At 49.4% G+C, this 17,635-nt stretch carries 14 protein-coding genes; 5 read left to right on the top strand and 9 right to left on the bottom strand.

Annotated features, from left to right (window positions below; genetic code table 11):
- Positions 1 to 2,258: type I secretion C-terminal target domain-containing protein (locus E1H14_RS13345; RefSeq protein ID WP_160142020.1), on the top strand; the 2,258-nt coding region annotated here is incomplete at its 5' end.
- 137 nt (positions 2,259 to 2,395) lie between these two features.
- The gene (locus E1H14_RS04410; RefSeq protein ID WP_149390254.1) at positions 2,396 to 3,535 is read left to right on the top strand and encodes a peptidoglycan-binding domain-containing protein; all 1,140 of its coding nucleotides are present in this window, start codon (positions 2,396 to 2,398) and stop codon (positions 3,533 to 3,535) included.
- 79 nt (positions 3,536 to 3,614) lie between these two features.
- On the opposite strand, the gene E1H14_RS04415 is transcribed toward E1H14_RS04410, so the two are convergent.
- The 6 genes from E1H14_RS04415 to E1H14_RS04440 form a co-directional block, all read right to left on the bottom strand.
- Positions 3,615 to 5,336: a proline--tRNA ligase gene (locus E1H14_RS04415; protein WP_149390255.1), complete on the bottom strand. Its 1,722-nt coding sequence runs from the start codon at positions 5,334 to 5,336 to the stop codon at positions 3,615 to 3,617.
- 129 nt (positions 5,337 to 5,465) lie between these two features.
- Positions 5,466 to 5,990 carry a DUF523 domain-containing protein gene (locus tag E1H14_RS04420; RefSeq protein ID WP_149390256.1) on the bottom strand — a complete coding sequence of 175 codons (525 nt, stop codon included), beginning with the start codon at positions 5,988 to 5,990 and terminating at the stop codon, positions 5,466 to 5,468.
- 122 nt (positions 5,991 to 6,112) lie between these two features.
- A complete protein-coding gene (locus E1H14_RS04425) occupies positions 6,113 to 6,715 on the bottom strand; it encodes a response regulator transcription factor (protein ID WP_149390257.1) in 603 nt (200 codons plus the stop codon).
- A complete protein-coding gene (locus tag E1H14_RS04430; protein ID WP_160142021.1) occupies positions 6,712 to 7,593 on the bottom strand; it encodes a sensor histidine kinase in 882 nt (293 codons plus the stop codon). Before E1H14_RS04430 ends, E1H14_RS04425 begins: the two co-directional genes overlap by 4 nt.
- A 120-nt stretch (positions 7,594 to 7,713) precedes the next feature.
- On the bottom strand, positions 7,714 to 9,066 hold the full coding sequence (gdhA, locus tag E1H14_RS04435) for an NADP-specific glutamate dehydrogenase (RefSeq protein WP_149390259.1): 1,353 nt from the start codon (positions 9,064 to 9,066) through the stop codon (positions 7,714 to 7,716).
- Positions 9,067 to 9,147: 81 nt separating this feature from the next.
- On the bottom strand, positions 9,148 to 10,683 hold the full coding sequence (locus tag E1H14_RS04440; RefSeq protein WP_160142022.1) for a diguanylate cyclase: 1,536 nt from the start codon (positions 10,681 to 10,683) through the stop codon (positions 9,148 to 9,150).
- A gap of 363 nt (positions 10,684 to 11,046) precedes the next feature.
- On the opposite strand from E1H14_RS04440, the gene nrdA reads away from it, so the two are divergent.
- Genes nrdA through yfaE form a run of 3 tightly spaced genes read left to right on the top strand, consistent with a single transcriptional unit; the run spans position 11,047 to position 14,775 of the window.
- Positions 11,047 to 13,311: a class 1a ribonucleoside-diphosphate reductase subunit alpha gene (nrdA, locus tag E1H14_RS04445; RefSeq protein ID WP_149390261.1), complete on the top strand. Its 2,265-nt coding sequence runs from the start codon at positions 11,047 to 11,049 to the stop codon at positions 13,309 to 13,311.
- Positions 13,312 to 13,356: 45 nt separating this feature from the next.
- The gene (gene nrdB, locus E1H14_RS04450) at positions 13,357 to 14,487 is read left to right on the top strand and encodes a class Ia ribonucleoside-diphosphate reductase subunit beta (RefSeq protein ID WP_149390262.1); all 1,131 of its coding nucleotides are present in this window, start codon (positions 13,357 to 13,359) and stop codon (positions 14,485 to 14,487) included.
- 21 nt (positions 14,488 to 14,508) lie between these two features.
- Entirely contained in the window at positions 14,509 to 14,775 is a 267-nt protein-coding gene (gene yfaE, locus E1H14_RS04455; protein ID WP_149390263.1) for a class I ribonucleotide reductase maintenance protein YfaE, read from the top strand.
- Positions 14,776 to 15,030: 255 nt separating this feature from the next.
- Here the strand turns inward: yfaE and nth are convergent, their stop codons facing one another.
- From nth to E1H14_RS04470, 3 genes are read right to left on the bottom strand one after another with little or no spacing between them, the layout of a single operon-like run.
- Positions 15,031 to 15,663, bottom strand: coding sequence for an endonuclease III (gene nth, locus E1H14_RS04460; protein ID WP_149390264.1), 633 nt, complete (start codon positions 15,661 to 15,663; stop codon positions 15,031 to 15,033).
- Positions 15,620 to 16,615, bottom strand: coding sequence for a GGDEF domain-containing protein (locus E1H14_RS04465; protein ID WP_149390265.1), 996 nt, complete (start codon positions 16,613 to 16,615; stop codon positions 15,620 to 15,622). The genes nth and E1H14_RS04465 overlap by 44 nt, the downstream gene beginning before the upstream one ends.
- A complete protein-coding gene (locus E1H14_RS04470) occupies positions 16,612 to 17,619 on the bottom strand; it encodes a response regulator (protein ID WP_268814354.1) in 1,008 nt (335 codons plus the stop codon). The genes E1H14_RS04465 and E1H14_RS04470 overlap by 4 nt, the downstream gene beginning before the upstream one ends.
- Between the last annotated feature and the right edge of the window lie 16 nt (positions 17,620 to 17,635).

Here is a 17,635-nt window from a genome sequence, read left to right on the forward strand (position 1 = left end):
TCTATGTAGACCCAAGCGAAGTGACTGTGGGTCTGACCGCTGCGAGCGTCGAGGGTGCCGAGTTCGAGGACCTGGTTCTGGGTGGACCGGCGACGGTGCAGATCAGCGACACCCTGGATACCGTGACCGCAACCCTCACTGCAAGTACTTCAGAGATATCTGAGATGGGCGGCAGTATTACTTACACTATAACGCTTTCAGGTGGGCCTGGCTTAATTGCTCCAATGGATGATTTGGTCTTTGGCCTCGCGAATGGTGAGTCGATAACGATTTATCAGGGTCAAACTTCTGGATCCTATACCCGAGTTTATACTGAAGGAGATATTCTAGGCGAACCTAATATCACTAACAGCATAGAGAGTATTGTTTCTGGTGGCGATGAGTATGAGGACCTTAAAACAAAAGGAACAACGCAGGTCGGAATTGATTACGGAGTGATCATTACAGGAATAGGTGCTGAAAATGGTGACCATCTTTTATATGAGAGTAGTTTGAAAACAGGGACCAGCCCTAATAATTCAGCTCTATCTGAACAAGGAAGTTTTACAATAACAGCCTTGGATGGAATCTCTGAGCTCAGTATTGGTGATACCCTTTTGACTTATGATCAGTTGGAAAACTTGACTGATTCGAATGTAGTGATCACAACATCCTATGGTACGCTGACGCTGAATGGATATACGGGTAGTGAAAGTGGTGGTGTTGTATCCTATGTTTACAAACTCGATGAAAAAGTTGATAACGATAGTCAGTTAGGTGCAACAAATACGAGTTATTTAGACAGCTTCAGTGTTACGGTTACGGATACGGATGGCGATAGTAGTAGCGCTAATCTCCGTATAAAAATAGTAGATGACGAGCCGGTTCTAGATATCCGTAACGGTTTCCTTGCTAATGAATCTGGCGGAATATTGATCGGCACACTCGTTAATATGGGTGCTGATGTTGGATCTTCTTCAGGTGCAACAACAACTTCATCTATAACCTGGGATGGCACTGTTATCGCAAAAATCATCACTGGTTCGGGCGTGGAGACAGGAGTTACCTTAACATCATTAGGTGAAACTGTTGTCATTACCGTGTCCGGCAATGAGATCACGGGTAAAACAGCAACAACGAATCAAACTGTATTTACTATCACAGGCCAAATGGATGGAACTTATACAGTCAATCTGGTACGTCCTTTAGATAGTAGCAAGTTGTTTCAAGCAGATGGCGAAATTCTGACGTATGGTGATGGGCCTAAAGCAGGCTACGTATTGTATGAAGGAAATAATCTAGTAGCTGCAACAGGCATTTCTGCTGAAGATCCCAACGTTTTGGCGACCTTCCGTGCAACAAGTGGAGGTAATGCTGCAAACGTGAATATGAGCTCTAATGGTTTGGCGGTCGGAGCTAACGTTATTCAGTCTGGTGATAGGGTTTATATCGATGTTAATGATAATAAACAGTTCTCTGCATTGTTCTTAAGTTTGAATCAACAATATAAGTCTGGTAACGGTAAATATATTGTGCACTATACGGACGGAACGCACTCTGGAGAGCAAGTTATCCAGACAACAAACTCCTCGAATGATTTCTTCATTCAGGCCAAAGCAGGAACGTTTATTGACTCTGTCGAAATTATTGGTGTGTCCGGTAATTGGAAAATTGATGGTCTAAACTTCTTTACACTGGATGTTGATCGTACGCCAAGTTTAGATTTGGCCTTTACTGCTGAAGATAGTGATGGTGATACTGTCAGTGGCCAGGTTGTGCTGACTTTTGATACCTCACCTACCTTAGTTGAAGGAAGTTTGAATAATGATGCGATTGGTGGTGGCTCAGGAGATAACACCCTGATGGGTGGAGAGGGTGATGATATTTTAGTCGGTGGTGCTGGGAACGATACCCTCTGGGGAGGAGAGGGCGATGATGTCTTTGTCTGGAACTTAGGGGATCAGGGGGAAGCTGGATCACCTGCATATGACGTAGTGAAAGACTTTGGTCTCGGAAACAATAAGCTGGATTTATCCGATCTTTTGCAAGATGAAACTGTAGCCACTTTGAGCGACTATTTGAGCTTCACTGTCACAGCAGAGGGTACACTGATCAGTGTCAATCATACCGGAGGTGTTTCAGGTGTGACTCAAGAAATTTTCTTAGAAGGAATTGATCTAGCCCAAATGGCTATTGATTCAGGCGTATCTGGAGCAGATGCTCAGGAGCAGATCATTAGCTATTTACTTGATAGTGGAAAACTTGAAATAGACCAATAAGTTGTTTAAGCCATTACACCTCTCTTACTTACACCTAAAGTAAGTAAGAGAGGTGTTTATTTGTAACTAGTCAAATCACCTAAGTTTTAGGCTATACTCGCGCACATATGGAATGATCTCTGCGTTGGGAATAGCTAATGAAAACTTCTTACTTGCTGTCGGCTTTGATTGCGGTCATGGCCTCAGGCTGTGTTCACCTGCCTACATCTATATCAAATGATCCTTCACGATCTGATACTGAAAACTCGATTTCTTATCAAGAAGGTTCTGATGAGATCTCTCCAGCATTGCTGCAATCGGGTTTATCTCTAGGGATATTTGAGCGTGGAAGAGGCACTTCTGATGCCACCCTTTCTTCCCAGCCATTAGATGCAGAGAACATGATAGCCACCCCCGCCTGGAGTGCGGTGAGTCAAGATGTGGCTATCGCACCGGGACAGTGTTGGGTACAGGCAGTTGTGCATCCCAAGCCTATCCCGCAAACCTATGAAGTGATTATCAAGGATTCGGTGAATAAGTTAGAGATTACCCCAGCGCAATGGGGGACGGGTCTGACTCAGGTGGTGACCAAAGAGGGCACCGTGACCTATCGCATTGAGCCCCCGACCTTCAAAGAAGTGACTGAGCGAGTTGAGATCCGTCCGGAAGTGCGTCGTTCTGTTGTCGTGCCTGCTGTCTTTGAAGAGCGCCAAGATGTCGTGGTGGTTGAAGCATCGCGTACCGTTCTAGAACCCTGTAAAGCGGCGGGTGTGACTTTTTCAACCGAGGCGGCTGTGCAGGCTCTGTGTGCACGTGAACTTCCTGCCAAAACTCAAACGCTCGTGCGGCAGGTTCTCGTGCAGCCAGAAACGACACGTATTGAAGTTGAGCCGGCTGAATATAAAGAGATTAAACGCTGGGTGGTGGAAACACCTGCACGGGCGATTCCTGTCCAAGAGGCACCGGAGTTGACCGATGTTGAGGTGGAGCGTCTTCTAGCGGCTGAACGTGTTCTGCAGAGCATGATTCCTGCTGAAACGGATCAGATCCATACCACACGTTTTGAAGGTGAGGCTCGGATCGTTTCGCGTCAAGCACTGTGTCGTCAGGATCTCAATGAAGATCTGGTGGTGGGATTGCAGCAAGCTTTAAAAGAGCGTGGTATGGACCCAGGTCGTATCGATGGTAAGCTTGGCCCGCGTACTCTTTCAGCCCTACTGCAGTACCAGCGGGCACAGGGTTTAGCAGCCGGTGCGTTAACCTATGAAAGCCTAGAGCACTTAGGTGTTTCGTTGTAAGACGTGCTCTGAATCTGCACTCACTAAAAAGGCCTCCTGAGAGGCCTTTTTGCTAAGATGTTGTCAATCGATCCAGTGTTTAAGCTGGGTAGATTTTCTCGCGTAAGAATGTAATCACCTGATCCACGGCCAGATCACTGGATTCGGAATCACGGCGGCCTTTGTATTCCAGAGTCGCATTTGCCAGACCACGATCAGAGATCACGACTCGATGGGGGATGCCGATAAGCTCCATATCCGCAAATTTCACACCAGGACGCTCTTTGCGATCATCCAAGAGGACATCAATTCCAGCCTTCTGCAAAGCGTGATAGATCTCATCGGCCTTCTCGCGTACCTCTTCAGACTTGTCATAGTTGAGAGGGACTAGGGCGACGCTAAAGGGTGCGAGGGCTTCCGACCAGATGATTCCCTTGTCATCATGATTCTGCTCTATGGCAGAGGCCACCACACGCGTCACGCCGATACCGTAGCATCCCATTTCCATAATGCTGGCTTTGCCATTTTCATCCAGCACACTGGCGTTCATGGCGCTGGAGTAGCTATTGCCGAGCTGGAACACATGCCCCACTTCAATTCCGCGTTTAATTTCCAGGACGCCCGTTCCACATGGGCTAGGGTCGCCTGCTACGACATTACGAAGGTCCGCGACTTCAGGTGTAGGCAGATCGCGATCCCAGTTGATACCAAAATAGTGTTGGCCGTCTTGGTTTGCACCGGCAGAGAAATCAGCCATTTTCTCGACGCTACGATCAATGATGCAAGGAATGGAGAGACCGATCGGGCCAAGTGAGCCCGGGCCGGCACCGATGAGGGCGCGGATCTCTTCTTCCGTCGCAAAACGCAGCGGAGCCGCAACCTGGGAAAGCTTTTCCGCTTTGATTTCATTCAGTTCATGATCGCCTCTGACCAAGAGGGCGATGAAGTCTGCGTCACTGTCTTCATGAGCGGCAACGATGAGCGTTTTCACCGTTTTTTCAATCGCCAGATTAAACTGTTCGACCAATTCAGCAATCGTCTTGGCATTCGGCGTGTCGACTAAGCGCAGGGTTTCAGTGGCGGCGGGGCGTGGATAGTCAGGCGCGAGGGCTTCTGCCTTCTCAATATTGGCGGCGTAAGAGCCGGTATCCGAAAAGGCGATATCATCCTCACCCGAATCGGCAAGTACATGGAATTCGTGTGAAGAATTACCCCCGATCGAGCCGTTGTCTGCCAGCACTGGACGGAAGTTCAGACCCATGCGTGTAAAGATATTACTATAGGCTTGATACATGGCATCGTAGGTGGCTTGCAAAGAATCACGATCTATGTGGAAAGAGTAAGCATCTTTCATGATGAATTCACGAGAGCGCATCACACCAAAACGGGGACGGATCTCATCCCGGAATTTGGTTTGGATCTGATAGAAATTGGCAGGCAGCTGTTTATAGCTTTTGATTTCACGGCGAATAAGATCGGTGATGACCTCTTCATGCGTTGGCCCGACACAGAAATCGCGCTGATGACGATCCTGTAAACGCAAGAGTTCCGGGCCATATTTTTCCCAACGACCCGACTCCTGCCAGAGTTCTGCCGGTTGAATGGCTGGCATCAACACTTCTTGTGCACCGGCGGCATCCATCTCTTCTCGAATAATACGCTCAGCCTTACGCAGGGTGCGTAGCCCCATTGGCAGCCAAGTGTATAAGCCAGAGGCCAGTTTGCGGATCATGCCGGCGCGTAGCATCAACTGATGGCTGATCACTTCCGCATCGGCTGGGGTTTCTTTCAGAGTGGAGATCAAATATTGACTGGCACGCATAGAGTAGCAACATCCATCGTTGGAAATAGAATAAGGATAGGCGAAGGGCGCCCAAGAGTGCCCCCATTTTAGGGGGCGGCTGAGGTTGGAACAAGGTTCGCGTGTTAAACCGGAACTAAACAGGGGATTTTAAGCGGCTTGGCGTGTTCGGGATCCGCTGGATGGAAGCGTTTTTGATTCAGACGCTTCTATTTGTGCTTCCACAAAGGCGATCAGGGTATCCATCTGCTCTTCATTAAAAACAGGGATGCCATGACGAATCAGCTCATCGGCCGCTACGCCAGGTGCGGGCATCAAGGTGCCATTAAATTGGCCATTGTAAATTTCCCGATTGCCACACGAAGGGCTGCGCGCTTTCATCAAAGCACAGCAGACTTGATGTGTCTGCGCAATAGCAAGAGTCGTTTCGGCACCTTTTAAAAACTCAGGGGTGACATCTTCACCCGATTGGGTGGCGATCAGAATCGGGAAACGACTTAGCGTTTCAGCCGGTGCACGCGGCACACCGAGGCCGCCTAAGACTTCCGGGCATACCGGAACTAAACGACCCTCTTGTTGCCAGCGTTCAAGGGTAGGGTGGTGGAGAGCGTTATCACGCCCGTCATAGCGTACCTTGCTTCCCATCAGGCAGGCGCTTACGAGTATCTTTTGCATACGTCCATCTATAGTTGTTGTTTATAGTTATTTTAGGCGACGTATTTTACGCTTTGATGACGCTTTTGGCTAATCTAAAAAACGTATAGGGTTGCGACCATGGTCGCAACCTGTTGAATCCATTAGAGCTGTGCCGCCATATTCACCAATTGCGGTAAGCTGTCTGCACGCATTTTGCTCATCACACGCGCTCGATGCACCTCAACAGTTTTGGGGCTGATACCCAGTTGATCGGCAATTTCACGATTGGCCAGTCCGGCGACAACCTGCTCCATCACCTCTTTCTCACGCACACTCAGGCTGGTATAGCGCTGTTGCAGAGTTTGTTGCGCATGAAAATGAGCAAAGCGTTGAACGGCCAAGGCCAGGGCTTGATCGATGCGTGCCATCAGAGTGGAATCATCAAAGGGTTTTTCAATGAAGTCGATCGCTCCGGCTTTCATCGCTTCCACTGCGGTCGCGATGTCGGCATGGCCACTCATCAGTAGAATGGGTAGAGGTAATCCCCGTTCCTGTAGGCGTTGCTGTAGATCGAGCCCGTTCATTTCCGGCATGCGTACATCGAGTAGAAGGCAACCCTCATCCCCTTCATAGACGTCGAGAAACTCCACAGCAGACGAGAAGGCTCGGACTGAATAACCGGCTGAGTTGAGCAGCCACTGCATGGATTCACGGAAGTCTTTATCGTCATCGACAAGAAAAATGGTCTGGGTTGTGGCGTTCATCGTGGGTCACTTTGTAAAGGCAGGCGAAAGATAAAATGGCTGTAGTTTTGGCCGTCGGTTTCCACCCAAAGGCGTCCACCTTGGCTCTCGATCAGGGTGCGTGAGATAAACAAGCCCATCCCCAAGCCTTGGGATTTGCAGCTGGTAAAGGGTTGAAAGAGGCGAGCCAGAAGCCCCGCTTCGATCCCACCGGCACGATCTTCGACGCGCACTTCCACTTCTTGGCGCGTGGCATCCAAGCGCGTTTGTAGGCGTATGTCTGCAGGTGACTGAGCGGTTTCGTGATAGGCCTCCACGGCATTACGAATCAAATTCAATAACACCTGCTCCACTTGCAGTCGATCTGCGAGCACTAAAGGATTGGTTGGCGACAGATCCAGTTGAATGCGAAATTCGCTGTCTGGCATCTCTTCCTGCAAAAAATGCACAGCTTCTTGGCAGCAGTCATTCAGGGCAAATAAGCCGTGGGGAAGTTCGCTGCGTTGTGCAAACTGACGAATACGTCGAATAATTTCCGCCCCTCGATGTGCTTGGCGTGTAATGCGTTGTATCGCTTCGCGGGCGCTGTCTAGCCTGAGTTCAGGCTGTTGGTCCATTTGACGAAGAATGCCGTTGCCGTAATTCAGAATGGTCGCCAGAGGTTGATTGATCTCATGCGCCAGTTCGGTCGCCATTTCGCCTAAGCAGAGGAGGCGGCTCATGTGTGCCATTTCTGCTTGTTGGCTGTGTAGACGGGCGTAAAGCTGCTCGCGCTCAAGCAGTAGTTCCTGCACGCGGCGAGCATCGGCCTCCACTTGAATCGGCGCGACAGGCTCTTCGCGGCTGTTCAGGGAGGGTATCGGTTCGGCTCGTGCCGATCCAAACTCCTGCGGTTTCATGCGTTTATTTTCCTTATTCTTAGCATAGGACGGCATGTGTTGGGTGTAGTACACACAAAAAAAAGCCGTCTTTATCAGACGGCTAAAACCTTAACAGTTTTTTGCAAAAGACAGAATGCTTTACACCAGTCCTTGTTCAATCATTGCATCCGCGACTTTGCGGAAACCGGCGATGTTGGCACCCAGTACTAGGTTATCCGGCTGATCAAATTCGCGTGCTGTGCTGATGCTGCGTTGGAAGATGCCCGCCATGATGTCCTTCAGGCGATGATCGACTTCTTCAAAAGTCCACTGCGTCATGCTGGCATTTTGTGCCATTTCCAGCTGGCTGGTCGCGACACCTCCGGCATTCGCGGCTTTACCTGGGCCGTAACAGATGCGTGCATCAATGAAGCGATCCACTGCCTGAGCGGTGGAAGGCATGTTAGCGCCTTCGCTGATGCAGTAAACGCCGTTCTCCAGCAGAACTTTGGCATCTGCGTCGGTCAGTTCATTCTGCGTCGCGCTTGGGAAAGCGGCTTGTGCCGAATAGCGCCAAACGGCATGGCCGTCGGCTGGATAAGCGCTGACTGGGGTGTAAACGGCATCTGGGTGGGCTTCCAAATAGACTTCCAGTGAACTGCGACGCACCTCTTTCAGCTCTTTGAGTAGAGCCAGGTCGATCCCCTTGGCATGATAGAGCGTACCTTGAGAGTCCGAGCAGGTCACAGGCAGAGCGCCCAGTTCGTAGAGTTTTTCAATGGTGTAGATCGCAACGTTGCCGGCACCGGAAACGAGGCAGACTTTACCATTCAGGCTGTCACCGCGTTCTTCCAACATATTCTGAGCGAAATAGACGGCACCGTAACCTGTGGCTTCTTTACGTGCGAGGGAGCCGCCCCACTTCAGGCCTTTGCCGGTCAGTACGCCTTCGTAGCTACCGGTCAGACGCTTATACTGTCCATAGAGATAACCGATTTCACGCGCACCCACACCTATGTCACCGGCAGGTACGTCGATGGTGTCACCTATGTGGCGGTAAAGTTCGCTCATGAAGGCTTGGCAGAAGCGCATGATTTCGGCATCAGAGCGGCCTTTCGGATTAAAGTCAGAGCCTCCTTTGCCGCCGCCGATGGCCAGACCGGTCAAAGAGTTTTTGAAAATCTGCTCAAAGCCGAGAAATTTGATAATGCCGGCATTGACGCTGGGGTGAAAGCGCAAGCCGCCTTTATAGGGGCCCAGAGCGGAGTTGAACTGTATGCGGTAACCCTTGTTGACTTGCACGCGGCCTTGATCATCCTGCCAAACCACACGAAACATGATCTGACGCTCAGGTTCAACCAGGCGTTCTACAATGCCATGCTCACGGTAATGCTTGTCTTTATCCAGAAGAGGGCGTATCGACTCCAATACTTCTTCCGCGGCCTGATAAAACTCGGTCTGCGCGGGGCTGCTTTTTTGCAGACGAAGCATGGTGTCGTGAACATAGGGCATGATTAGAGGTCCTCAAAACACAAATTGCACAAAATTGGCGCGTATATTACTCCTTGCGCACCGATTTAGGGAGTGTTTTGATTAAATTTGCACTAGCTTGGCGCAATTTCGGCCATGTTTTTTGGCTTGATAAAGCGCTTGATCGGCTCTCTCTAACAGGGCGAGAGGGTCGGTTTCAGGGGGATAAATCGCCGCTAAGCCGATGCTGACACTGACTTTTAAACGCACATCTTCGTAGATAAACGCTTCGCCAAAGACCTGATGACAGATGCGTTCAGCAATTTGTAAGCCTTGCTCAGGGCTAACCCCTGGAGCCAGAAACACGAACTCCTCACCGCCGATACGGCCGCAGAGATCACGATCACGGAGGTTGGCCTTTAAGCGATTTGAAAATCCTTTGAGAATTTGATCGCCACACAGATGTCCATGCTGATCATTGATCTGTTTAAAATGATCCAGATCCAGCATCATCAGTACACCCGCAGGTGTGTCCGGATGTTCAAGATAAAGACCCAACTGTTCCAGAAATACCCGCCGATTTAACAGCCCGGTTAAACTGTCGCGTGAAGCCAAGGCTTCTAAGTATTGTTGTTGACGTTTGCGTTCAGAGATATCGGTTTTCACGGCAATATAACTATTGATCTGGCCACGCGCATCTTTCACCGGGGTGATGCTCATACGCTCATAGTAGAGTTGGCCGTTTTTGCGGCGATTAATCAGCTCCCCACTCCAGGTTTCTCCCTTAGCTAAACGAGCCCACATCTGCTGGTAAAAGGCCTCATTTTGTTGGCCAGAGCGCAGGGTATCAGCAGGGCGTAATCCTTTGATCTCGGAAAATTTGTAACCCGTTAAGTGTTCAAAAGCCTGGTTGACCCAGGTGATTAAACCATGGCGATCCGTAATCATAATGGCTTCAGCACAGGCTCCAAGGGCCGCTGCCATCAAACGATCGGTGTTAAAGGCACGTGCATCTACACGCAATAAACGCATTAACAGCAGGCTAGTGAGCAGTAGGAAAATACCAAGTGTTAAGGCGTAGTTGTACAGATCCTTACGGAAAATAACCTCCACATCATCCAGATAGATGCCAGAGCCAATAATCCACTCCCAGGCGGGGAAATACATCACATAAGAGAGTTTGGCGACAGGTTCTGTAGAGTTGGGTCTTGGCCAGTGATAAGGCACAAACCCCGCCCCTTTGCTCTGGGCAATCTCGACAAAGGTCAAAAACAAGGGCGCACCATGGCTGTCGCGAAAATCGACCTGACTCAGCCCTTCCAGATGAGATTGTATCGGATGCATGACGAGGCTGGCGTCTAGATCACTGATCCAAAAATATTCCTCTTGGCCATAACGTAGACTGCGCAAGGCGGCAAGCGCTTGTGCCTGTGCCTCAGATTCGGAAAGCTGCCCCTGTTCAGCGAGTTGATGGTAATGCGCGGTGAATGACCAAGCTGTTTCTACCAATTGACTGACGCGTGAGCGTCGATCATCCAGTAGGTTTTCATGTAGTGAATGGAGTCCGATAGCGGCCATTAACAAAGAAGCAAACAGCAGGCTGATGTAGATCAGGCCGACCTTACGGCGGAAGTTGAGTTTGGGGGCGCGCAGAGGCATGAAGGTGAACATCCCATGTGAGATCCGAGGCACAGGCTCTGATCTATATCCTTATACTTTAGACGGGATTTTAGGGGGATGAAAAAAAATCACACTAATACTTAAGTCATATAGGTAGAAGGGGATGAGCAGGGAGGCCGCATCAGGGTTGAGTCTGAGCGAATTTGAGGGGCGAAAATACCCTTGATTAGCACTGAGTGAGGATGGGGTCAAGAGTTGAAATGAGCGTCGAAATCACTATATTTAGTGCCTACTCTGGAAATGTACACAAGATATTGTGTTTCTTAGAATAAAAAATAACCAGATGTCTTAGCCCCGCCGGCGATTTTCAGCGCATCAACCAAGAAATGGAAGAGCAGTCTTATGCAGCAAAATCTGATGGTAACCAAACGTGACGGACGTCAGGAACCGATTGATCTGGAGAAGATCCATCGTGTGATTATCTGGGCGGCGGAAGGTCTGGAGAATGTCTCCGTTTCTCAGGTTGAACTGAGTGCGCACATCCAATTCTACAACGGGATTAAAACGGCGGATATCCACGAGACGTTGATTAAGTCTGCAGCGGATCTGATTTCGGAAGAAGCTCCAGACTATCAATACCTCGCTGCGCGCTTGGCCATCTTTCACCTGCGTAAACGTGCCTTTGGAAGTTTTGATGCACCCGCACTCTACGCCCACGTTCAACGTATGGTTGCGGAGCAGCGTTATGATGCCCATCTGCTAGAGGATTACTCCGAAGCGGAATTTAATGCGCTGGAAGCTTACATAGATCATAACCGTGATATGAACTTCAGTTATGCTGCCGTTAAGCAGCTGGAAGGTAAGTATCTGGTGCAAAACCGCGTCACCGGTGAAATTTACGAAAGCCCACAGCTGCTCTATATGTTGGTATCAGCCTGTTTGTTTGCCAGTTATCCGCGTGAGACGCGGCTGGATTACGTCAAACGCTTCTATGATGCTGTTTCTCTGTTTAAGCTTTCACTGCCGACGCCGATCATGGCAGGGGTGCGGACACCGACCCGTCAATTTAGCTCCTGTGTCTTGATCGAGACGGATGACAGCCTGGATTCCATCAATGCGACGGCGTCTGCGATCGTGAAATATGTCTCGCAGCGTGCGGGCATTGGGATTAACGCCGGTCGTATTCGTGCTCTGGGCAGTCCGATTCGCAATGGCGAAGCCTTCCATACCGGTTGTATCCCTTTTTACAAGCATTTCCAGACCGCCGTAAAATCCTGCTCTCAGGGTGGAGTGCGCGGCGGGGCGGCCACGCTTTTCTATCCACTTTGGCATCTTGAAGTGGAGTCTTTGCTGGTCTTAAAGAACAATCGTGGGGTTGAAGAGAACCGTGTACGCCATATAGATTATGGTGTTCAGATCAATAAGCTGATGTACCAGCGTTTGATCAAGGGTGAGATGATTACACTCTTCAGTCCGCATGAAGTGCCGGGTCTGTATGAAGCTTTCTTTGCAGATCAGGATGAGTTCGAACGCCTCTATCTGCAATATGAGCAGGATCCCAGCATTCGTAAGCAGACGATCAAAGCGGTCGAAATTTTTGGTTTGTTAGCGGCTGAGCGCGCCTCTACAGGGCGTATCTATATTCAGAATGTCGATCATTGTAATACACACAGCCCCTTTGATCCTAAGGTGGCGCCGGTGCGGCAGTCGAATCTTTGTTTGGAAATCGCGCTGCCGACCAAGCCGTTGAAAGATGTGAATGATCCAGAGGGTGAGATCGCACTTTGTACGCTGTCTGCGTTTAACCTGGGGGCGTTAGAGTCTCTCGATGAACTGGAAAATCTATCCGATCTGATCGTGCGTGCGCTCGATAGCTTGCTGGATTATCAAGACTATCCGATTCCTGCGGCACGCAATGCCACCATGAATCGCCGTACCCTGGGTGTTGGAGTGACCAACTTTGCCTACTATCTGGCCAAAAATGGCGTGCGTTACTCAGATGGCAGTGCGAATGCGTTAGTCCATCGTACCTTTGAAGCCGTGCAGTACTACCTACTCAAGGCATCGAATCAGCTGGCCAAAGAGCTGGGTGCCTGTCCTAAGTTCCATGAAACCACCTATGCCAAAGGGTTGTTGCCGATCGATACTTACAAGCGCGATGTAGACAGCTATTGCGAAGAACCGTTGCATTATTTCTGGGAAACTTTGCGCGAAGATATCCGTGAATTTGGTTTGCGTAACTCCACCCTAACGGCTTTGATGCCTTGTGAAACTTCTTCACAAATTACCAACTCCACCAATGGAATCGAACCGCCGCGTGGCTTCGTATCAGTGAAGTCGAGCAAAGATGGGGTGATGAAACAGGTGGTGCCTGAGTTTTTGCAACTGCGGGATCAATACGAATTGCTTTGGGATATCCCAAATAACGAAGGTTATCTGCAATTGGTTGGCATCATGCAGAAGTTTGTCGATCAAGCTATCTCTGCCAACACCAACTATGACCCCAGTCGTTTCCCTGGCGACAAGGTGCCGATGAAGCAGCTGTTAAAAGATCTGCTGACGGCTTACAAATATGGCTTAAAAACGCTCTATTACCACAACACTCGAGACGGTGCGAAAGACCAGCACGATGATGGGGGTTGTGAGGGAGGGGCCTGCAAGCTGTAAAGCAGCAGGCCAGAGCGTGACCGAGTTTTAAGAGAATAGGAAGATATGTCTTACTCCACCTTTAGTACCAGTGATCATGATGCCACGCGTGAGCCGATGTTTTTTGGTCGCAGTGTCAACGTTGCCCGTTATGATCGCCAAAAGTACCCGATTTTCGAAAAGCTCATCGAAAAACAGCTGTCGTTTTTCTGGCGTCCAGAAGAGGTGGATCTGACGAAGGATCGCAAAGATTTCCAGGATATGCCCGAACATGAAAAGCATATCTTTCTGAGTAATCTCAAATATCAGACTCTGCTCGACTCAGTTCAAGGGCGCTCACCCAATATCGCTTTTTTGCCGGTTGTGTCCTTGCCAGAGCTGGAAACTTGGTTTGAGACCTGGGCCTTCAGTGAGACGATTCATAGTCGCTCTTACACCCATATTATTCGGAATATCATCACAGAACCTTCGGTGGTTTTTGATCAAATTGTCACCAACCCAGAAATCGTTAAGCGTGCTGAATCCGTCACGCGCTTATATGACGAGTTCATAGAGTTGGTGACGGTTTACAGTCTTTATGGTCCAGGTAAAAAAATGGTCGATGGGCGTGAGCTCGATGCCACCCTCTATAATCTAAAGAAAAAGCTATATCTCACGCTCGTGTCGGTCAATGTGCTTGAAGCGATCCGTTTTTATGTCAGTTTTGCTTGCTCTTTTGCCTTCGCAGAACGGGCGATTATGGAAGGGAATGCCAAAATTATTCGCTTGATCGCACGTGACGAGGCGCTGCATTTAACCGGAACTCAGCACATGCTCAACATTATGGCCTCAGGTCGTGATGATGCCGACTTCAAGCAGATTGCGATGGAGTGTCGAGAGCAGGTATATGACATCTTCCGCGAAGCGGCGCAACAGGAAAAAGACTGGGCCGGCTACCTCTTCAGCCAGGGTTCTATGATCGGTTTGAATGCACGCATTCTCAGTGATTATGTTGAGTACATCACGAATATTCGCATGAAAGCTTTGAATCTAGAAGAAATTTTTCCTGCCCGACAGAATCCCTTGCCTTGGATGAATGCCTGGTTGATCAGTGACAATGTTCAAGTGGCCCCACAAGAGTCTGAGATTAGCTCCTATTTAGTGGGTCAGATTGATAATGATGTAGAAACCGAAGATTTTGATGGCTTTGATTTGTGACGGCTGAGGTAAGCAACGCGTATGTCCGGAATTCCACGTATCAAGGTCAATAATTTTCACACCTTTTATTATCAATATGAGTTTTCCTTGCTGGATGCTCTAGAAGTTCAGCAGATTCCTGCACCCTATAATTGCCGTGGCGGGTATTGCGGCTGTTGTAAGGTGCGCTTACTCGAGGGTGAGGTCGAAATGGTGCAGGATGCTTTGGTTGATGTGGCTGAAGATGAGATCCTAACCTGTTGTTGTCGCCCAAAATCTCATATTGAAATTGAATTGCCTGATGCTTAGGGCTTAGGTTTGCACCATTTTTGAACTGAGTCTGCGCAACTTTTGCACAGCTTGGTTTTTGCGGCTTTCTGTCAAGAGATTTTCTGCATAAAAAACAGCTTTCTCTATGTTGACTAATTTAACTTTTTGATTTTATTGATCTTTTTCGATTCTGGTTGTTTTTCTACCAATTCGCTGCAGGCCGCGAAATCCCTTGGCTGGAGCGATCCATCCCAATACAACTCACAGAGTTATCCACAGATACTGTGAGTAGTTTTATTCGCTTTTCGGGCGATATTCGCAGAGATCTTCGATCAAGCAGGCACCACATTTCGGTTTACGTGCGACACATACGTAACGGCCATGGAGGATCAACCAGTGGTGTGCATCCAGTAGGAACTCTTTGGGCACTAAACGCAGTAAGCGCTTTTCGACTTCCAGCACAGTCTTACCCGGCGCGATGCCGGTACGATTCGCCACTCGGAAAATATGGGTGTCGACCGCCATGGCCGGCTGGCGAAAAGCGGTGTTGAGAACCACATTGGCGGTTTTGCGCCCTACGCCAGGGAGTTTTTCCAAGGCCTCACGCTGATCGGGGACTTGGCTGCCATGTTCTTCAATCAATATCTGACAGGTTTTGAGAATATTCTCGGCCTTGCTATTAAATAGGCCGATGGTGCGGATATAGGATTTCAAGCCGTCAAGACCTAAAGCTAAAATCGTTTCAGGTGTATTGGCGACGGGGAAGAGTTTGCGTGTGGCTTTATTCACGCCGACATCGGTGGCTTGTGCGGAAAGAATCACCGCAATCAATAACTCAAAGGTCGAGGTGTATTCCAGCTCGGTTTCGGGATGGGGGTTCTGCTCACGCAGACGAGTAAAGATTTCCTGACGTTTGCTTTTGTTCATAGGGATCCAGATCGGCCAACGTAACACGATTACGGCCAGTTTGTTTAGAGCGATAAAGCGCCTGATCCGCCACTTCGATCCATTGTGAGTGGTTCACTTGAGCGTCGTGGCAGGGTGCAACACCTAGGCTCACGGTAATAGACAGTAACTGTGAGCCAATCTGTACGGTTTCCGACTCGATGCGCAGTCTCAGCCGCTCTGCAAATTGCATGGCTTGATCAGCTTCGGTATTGACGAGAAGAATACCAAACTCTTCGCCGCCGTAACGCCCACAGAGATCGGTGGTACGTGTCAACAGTTGAATACGTGCGGCGACCTGTCGAATGACTTCATCACCGGCTTGATGACCGTAGTTATCGTTGATGGCTTTAAAGTGATCGATATCCAGCATGACCAGTGTGCTTGTCTGCCGTGTCCTGAGAAAGCGCTGGAACTCTTGGGCAAGACATTCTTCCCAATAACCGCGATTGTAAAGCTCGGTGAGTCGATCTGTGCGGCTCAAAGCCTGCAGGGAGTCGTTTGCACCCTCTAGGGCTTTATGATTCAAAGCTGCATCGGTCATGTCATAGATCATAATGCCTAGATGTTCCGCACCCATTTCACCCTGATTTAGAGGAATCAGAGTGATGTTCTGGTACATCGCTTCGGCACCCCCAGTAAAGGGACGGTAGCTTTTAAAACGAAATAGCCAAGGACGTTCTTGCCAGGTGATAAACGCACGATTGCCCAGCATAAACACCGAATCGAGTTTACGTTTTAACCAAGAAGCAGGCAGATCCTCAAAACACTCAAACAGGCTTTTACCTAAGACACTCTGTGCTTCGATGCCTGAGTGATTCACCATAAAACTGTTCCACAAACACACTTTGAAATCACGGTCTAAGACGATCAGACCCACATCCAGTGTTTGTAAAAGTTCAGTTTGCCAGGCGTTGGCATCCAAGCCGTTCATCGGTTGAGTTGCTCCAATCGAGTGTGCAGTTCAGAAAGAGAGTCATCGGTGAAGAGAATCAGTAATTCACAAGTGAGTTGTGTCGAGTTCAAGCGGTAATCGATTTCGATCGCCAGCGCACGTCTCTGTGTCGGCATCTGTAGATCCGGTGCTTGACCATGCTGTGCGAGCAGATGCGGGGCATCCAGGCTGAATTCGAGACCCAGAAGCCGACCAAAATTGAGAATAAAAGCACCGGTTAAGACATTGGCGAGATCCATCAGCATTTCACGCTCATGCTCCACACTCAGCGGAGTGGGGTAATCCAAGAGACTGGCCAGTTGAGGCAGGGCAGAATCGCGAAACATTAAGATCGCCTCACCCGATAAACGTGGTCCAATAAAGCCCTGGCTGATGCTGCTAATAGGGTCCTCTCCCTGTGCGTAAGCCAAAGCCATTTCTAACTCGCTGAGTTGAATGACACCTGATTTTGGCACCGGTAGGGGGATAAAAACCCCGAGGAGTTTGGAGAGCAACGCACCGGCGCGACCCATGGCAATGTTGGCCACTTCTCGTGCCATATCAGCGAGTTGCTGATCCGGATCTTGCGGTAAGCTCGCGGTTTTAGGCAGTTCATTTTGCCGTGGCTGTAGCTCAGATAAAAGTCCATAAGCGGCTAAGGCGGAATAGATGGATTCTGGAGTAAAAGGCTTGGCTACAAAACCTATGGCGCCCATCGCCATTACACGTTGGCGTGCGTCCTCCTGAACATCTCCTGAGACAACAATAATCATGCAGGGCAGGTCGTGGCGGCGGACATGCTCGAGCACGGCGTAACCGTCCATAATCGGCATGTTAAGATCCAGAAAAACCAGATGACCACGCCCTGCTTTAATCGCATCTAAGGCTTCTAGGCCGTTGCTGGCTTGGGTGATCTCAAGATCCCAGCGCGAAATGGCTTTCAGCATCTGTTTACGAGCCAGGCTGGAATCGTCGCATACAATAACGGGAATGGGTGGAGCCACAGACTAGAGCGCCTAA

It is taken from the genome of Nitrincola tapanii (assembly GCF_008368715.1).
Lineage (GTDB): Bacteria > Pseudomonadota > Gammaproteobacteria > Pseudomonadales > Balneatricaceae > Nitrincola > Nitrincola tapanii.

What these genes read in the sequence shown, in the direction of transcription:
- E1H14_RS04410 (WP_149390254.1), top strand. Translation starts at nt 2,396, where the DNA reads ATGAAAACTTCTTACTTGCTGTCGGCTTTGATTGCGGTCATGGCCTCA.
- E1H14_RS04415 (WP_149390255.1), bottom strand. Translation starts at nt 5,336, where the DNA reads ATGCGTGCCAGTCAATATTTGATCTCCACTCTGAAAGAAACCCCAGCC.
- E1H14_RS04420 (WP_149390256.1), bottom strand. Translation starts at nt 5,990, where the DNA reads ATGCAAAAGATACTCGTAAGCGCCTGCCTGATGGGAAGCAAGGTACGC.
- E1H14_RS04425 (WP_149390257.1), bottom strand. Translation starts at nt 6,715, where the DNA reads ATGAACGCCACAACCCAGACCATTTTTCTTGTCGATGACGATAAAGAC.
- E1H14_RS04430 (WP_160142021.1), bottom strand. Translation starts at nt 7,593, where the DNA reads ATGAAACCGCAGGAGTTTGGATCGGCACGAGCCGAACCGATACCCTCC.
- gdhA (WP_149390259.1), bottom strand. Translation starts at nt 9,066, where the DNA reads ATGCCCTATGTTCACGACACCATGCTTCGTCTGCAAAAAAGCAGCCCC.
- E1H14_RS04440 (WP_160142022.1), bottom strand. Translation starts at nt 10,683, where the DNA reads ATGCCTCTGCGCGCCCCCAAACTCAACTTCCGCCGTAAGGTCGGCCTG.
- nrdA (WP_149390261.1), top strand. Translation starts at nt 11,047, where the DNA reads ATGCAGCAAAATCTGATGGTAACCAAACGTGACGGACGTCAGGAACCG.
- nrdB (WP_149390262.1), top strand. Translation starts at nt 13,357, where the DNA reads ATGTCTTACTCCACCTTTAGTACCAGTGATCATGATGCCACGCGTGAG.
- yfaE (WP_149390263.1), top strand. Translation starts at nt 14,509, where the DNA reads ATGTCCGGAATTCCACGTATCAAGGTCAATAATTTTCACACCTTTTAT.
- nth (WP_149390264.1), bottom strand. Translation starts at nt 15,663, where the DNA reads ATGAACAAAAGCAAACGTCAGGAAATCTTTACTCGTCTGCGTGAGCAG.
- E1H14_RS04465 (WP_149390265.1), bottom strand. Translation starts at nt 16,615, where the DNA reads ATGAACGGCTTGGATGCCAACGCCTGGCAAACTGAACTTTTACAAACA.